The sequence below is a fragment of the Endozoicomonas sp. ONNA2 genome (assembly GCF_024606365.1).
Taxonomy (GTDB): domain Bacteria; phylum Pseudomonadota; class Gammaproteobacteria; order Pseudomonadales; family Endozoicomonadaceae; genus Endozoicomonas.
Genome location: NZ_JAHHPO010000865.1, coordinates 1 through 4,654 on the forward strand (window position 1 = coordinate 1; position 4,654 = coordinate 4,654).

Consider the following 4,654-nt stretch of genomic DNA (forward strand, 5'->3'; position numbering starts at 1 on the left):
TTCATTTTCAGAAGGCACCTTGCGGGATTCTGACCACTCACCGCACTCAATCTTGTCCAGAATAAAGTGCTTGATCTGCTGATAACGCGGTAACAGGCTATGATTCATAATTTATTTGCATCAATTTGGGCTTGCCAGGCTATTTTGAGAAACCGCAGGTTACTGATAAAGCCTCATTGTATATAGTTGTATATACAATATGGTAGTGCAATTTGTACGATTCTGCTAAATACGATTCTGCTAAAGAATTACATGGACTCTTGTGAGGTTAAGATGAACATTGATGTCAGCAGTCGGTGCTGTATTTGTCTGGAAGAATATAATGATGCTTCCAACCACGATCCGGTTTTAATGAGTTGTGGACATGTTTTTGGACGATCATGCATCGCCGGGTGGGGAGAGCGAGTACTAAGCTGTCCTGTATGTCGACATGAATATTCTTCACTTGAATTACACAGACTAAGTGGCAGGGATACAATGGGCAGGGTGGAGCCTGAGCAGAATTATGTCGTGATTCCTATTGAGACAATGGACAGGTTGCAGCCTGAGCAGAATGCTGTAGAGGCAATGGACAGGGTGGAGGCCAGGCGGAATGCTATCAGGAGGTCTATAGACAGATTTACCACAACAATTATCCTTGCCCTTGTAATTAGCCAGTTTCTTGCCTACCTAACCAGAATGATAATTTAACATGGCTCTTTATCCCGAGAATTTTTCCTGCAATGGCCGGACACCATGAACACGGATACCTTGAACACGGATACCATGAACAAAAGTCACCCTGATGCACCACTGACCACCTGCGATCTACTCATCCGAAATATTCACCTTGCCACCATGGATCCGGCTCGCACGTCAACCTGCCCCTATAACAGCATCAGTCAGGGAGCCGTTCTGCTCAAGGACGGGAAGATTGTATGGGCAGGGGAAGAATCGGAATTACCACCAGCCAGCAAGGCCAAAGAGACCATTGATGGACAAGGGCAATGGTTAACACCTGGCCTGATCGACTGTCACACGCACCTGGTCTATGCCGGCGACCGCTCCAGAGAGTTTGAACAGCGGCTTGAAGGCGTCAGCTACGAAACCATCGCCAAACAGGGAGGAGGCATTCTAGCCACCGTCAAAGCGACCCGGGCAGCCACGGTTGAAGAGTTGGTTGATCATGCCCGCCCACGGCTTGAGGCATTACTGGCTGAAGGGGTGACCACGCTGGAAATCAAATCCGGCTACGGCCTGGATACGAAAACCGAAAGCAAAATGCTCCGGGCAGCAGGTCTCCTGGCCAACGAGTACCCTGTCACTGTCCTTCGTACTTTTCTGGGTGCCCACGCTCTGGCGCCGGAATACAAAAACCGGGCTGACGATTACATTGAGTACGTATGCACCGAGATGATTCCTGCGGTGGCCAGAGAACAGCTGGCAGATGCTGTGGATGTGTTCTGTGAAAACATCGCTTTCTCACCGGAACAGACCGAACGGGTATTCAAGGCAGCCAAAGCCCACGGGATGAACATCAAACTCCATGGCGAGCAACTCTCTGACAGCGGCGGCACCCAACTGGCTGTTAACTACCATGCGCTGTCAGTGGATCATCTGGAATACCTTGGCCAGTGCGGTATTGAGGCGTTAAAGAACAGCAACACGGTAGCCACTTTGCTGCCGGGGGCTTTCTATTTCCTCCGGGAAACCAGACTGCCACCGGTTGCAGCATTAAGGGAGGCTGGGATTCCCATGGCCATTGCCACGGATCTGAACCCCGGCACCTCCCCTTTTGCCTCCATAAGACTGATGATGAACATGGCCTGTACCCTGTTTCGCATGACGCCCTGCGAGGCACTGGCCGGTTGTACCCGCCATGGGGCCCGGGCACTGGGTCTGCAAAACAAAACCGGCAAAATCAGGGCAGGCCTGGCTGCTGACCTGTTACTCTGGCCCATCAGCCATCCTGCCGCCCTGGCGGCCGGACTTACCGGCATCTCCCCATCCCTGATTATAAAAAATGGCCAGGTTGTGAAATCGACCATCTGCAGAAACCCGCCATTCTCCTGGTCTGGCCGTATCGATCAGGAAGACGATTCACAGGCGGCACAACGCTGGCATCAGAAGGTTCGCCCTTATGCACCGGGCAGTGAACAAGGGGTTGTCTTGCTGGGGTTTGAGTCTGATGAAGGTGTCCGGAGAAATCAGGGTCGGCCCGGAGCTGCCCGGGGGCCGGACCATATTCGACAGGCACTGGCTAACCTTCCCTGGAATCGCACTGCCCCGGTTTGGGATGCAGCCAACATTCGCTGTAATGGCAGCCACCTTGAACAGGCGCAGCAAGACTATGCCGGGCAGATGTGCCAGCTATTAGACAATGGTCAATTAGTGGTTGGTTTGGGCGGAGGCCATGAGATTGGCTGGGCCTCATACAAGGGACTGATGATGCATCTGGCAAAACAGGGTAAGGGCAAACCGGTCAATGCTGGCATTATCAATTTTGATGCCCACTTTGACCTTCGTCTACCCGAAGTGGGGGCCAGCTCAGGAACGCCGTTCTGGCAGGCTTCTGAATACGCCCGGGAGCACGGCATTCCGTTCAACTACCTTTGTTTTGGCATCAGTGAAAGCAGCAATACCCGGGCGCTGTTTGATCGGGCGGATGCACTGGGTGTCACCTATCGACTCGACAAAGAAATGACACTGCTGAACCTGTCATCTTTACAGCAAGATCTTCAGCAATTTATCGACAGGGTGGATCATATTTACCTGACCATCGACATTGATGCCTTCCCTGCCGCCCTGGCCCCCGGCGTCAGCGCACCCGCTGCCAGAGGTATTCCACCGGAGGTTGTTGAACCTTTGCTGGATATCATCAAACACAGCGGCAAGCTGAAACTCTTTGATATTGCAGAAACTTGCCCAAAACATGATATTGATGCACATACGGCCCGACTGGCGGCACGGTTAATTCATCAATTGTCAGGACAAAACCGGTAGAACAACACCTGAAAAAGGTAGCGAAAAAATAACTCAATATGGAACTAATTTATAAATCAACCCTCTAAACACAAAACAAGGGGGTATTCTGATAATGTTATCAACAAGCGGTTCATTGACCAAAACCTACAATATTCCAGCTGATGATACTTGTAAAGACAACCAAATCGGCATGGAATTGGCAAACAACAAAGCGTCCTGGAATGGTTACGACCTATTCACAGCGACTCCGATAACGGTTTTCAGCAGGAATGAGGGAGATGTGCATTTCAACAAATTACTTCAGTTTGAAATTTCAACGGCGGTTCAAGAACAACAAACAGCAGTTAGCCTGGATAAGACTAATCCGTTTATTACACACCTTGCATTAAAAGATGAAGAGGAGTTTAACGAAGCCATAAAAAATCTGGTCTTATCAGAGAGTCATGCCTTGGACAACCCTCCGGATAAAATTGAAGCTGAAACTGGCTTTAACTTTTTCTATGCCGGCATTTGTTATAAATCGGAATATACTCCTGAAGAATTAAAGCTTTTCCCTATTGCGAAAGCACTCAATAATTTAAGTGACAGAATCAAGTCGGATATAACACTTCAAGTTGACCGGCATTTTCATACCACAAAAATTCCTGCAGACCTGATGCCCCATGAGGATCCTGTCACATGCAAACTCAATGACCTGCCTAATACAGACGGTAATCAGTCATATGAAATGGCGTACAATTGTGATTACTTATTTACCACTGTAAGAAGCGTCAATGACGAAGCCATGCAAACAGATCATCTATGCCTTTATCTGGCTAGCAAAGGTCTTGGTAATACCAATGCTAAATTCCAGATTCGTGCGATTCCGGAAATCACTGATGACCTTTACGCTTTTTTTAGTTCGATCAACCGTAAAGAGCCTGCAGCCCTGAGGTTATGTAAAATTGACAACAAGCCTGGCGCTGGTTATGCAATCAATCAAAATGCAGAATACACCATTAACATTAAACCAGAAACTGATGGCTTCGAAATAAAATGCTGCAACAATGAGCAACAACAGCAATTACTTTTCCGGAAAAGCTCTCCTCTTGGCTCTCAGGAAAATAGTTCTCCTGTAAACCCTAAAGAAGTGATAGAAGAATTTAACCGTAGTAATATCAGCAATCCCATAAAATTTAAAGTTTTACACGGGTATGAAGTTGCTAAAATAGTAGACGCTACAAGCTCAACACTATTAAGCAAATCCAATAGTGAATCAGAACCGGCGATTAAACGGGATATACTTATTGGTCGATTGGCTGTCAGACCCAGAGAAGAAGACTTACCCCAATTTCATGAAAAAAAGTCTACCAGGTACACGCTGGGACCAAAATTCCAGATATAGTGGACCCCATGAATAACATCAGTAATTATTTTCTGAAACCATAATTCAAACATTGCATCGCTGGAGTGCTTCTTCCCATCTCTCGTAAGGATCAAAAACACACGTTAGCCAGAAAATATGATTTCATTTAGTTAACTACTCAAGCTCATTGGATCTATCCTTTCATACCAATTCCGCCTTCTGAATATGGGATTGAGCAAGTCATTTTGGGCAGATGGGCAAGGCAAAATGACGAGTAATAACAGGGCTATTGCCAGGAGGCTGTCCGAGAATAGACTGCCCTACGCGGCAACTGCTCCTGCGTTG

3 protein-coding genes are annotated in these 4,654 nt (G+C 47.7%); all 3 read left to right on the forward strand.

Annotation, left to right across the window (positions count from 1 at the left end; translation table 11 throughout):
• The first annotated feature begins 273 nt into the window (after positions 1-273).
• The 3 genes from KDK14_RS21810 (at position 274) to KDK14_RS15400 (ending at position 4,348) form a co-directional block, all read left to right on the forward strand.
• Complete coding sequence (locus tag KDK14_RS21810; RefSeq protein WP_373691092.1) at positions 274-690, forward strand: RING finger domain-containing protein; 417 nt, start codon at positions 274-276, stop codon at positions 688-690.
• Between the two features lie 45 nt (positions 691-735).
• Entirely contained in the window at positions 736-2,982 is a 2,247-nt protein-coding gene (gene hutI, locus KDK14_RS21505; protein WP_306671567.1) for an imidazolonepropionase, read from the forward strand.
• Between the two features lie 94 nt (positions 2,983-3,076).
• Positions 3,077-4,348, forward strand: a complete 1,272-nt coding sequence (locus KDK14_RS15400; protein WP_257266055.1) for a hypothetical protein — start codon at positions 3,077-3,079, stop codon at positions 4,346-4,348.
• The last annotated feature ends 306 nt before the right edge of the window (positions 4,349-4,654 follow it).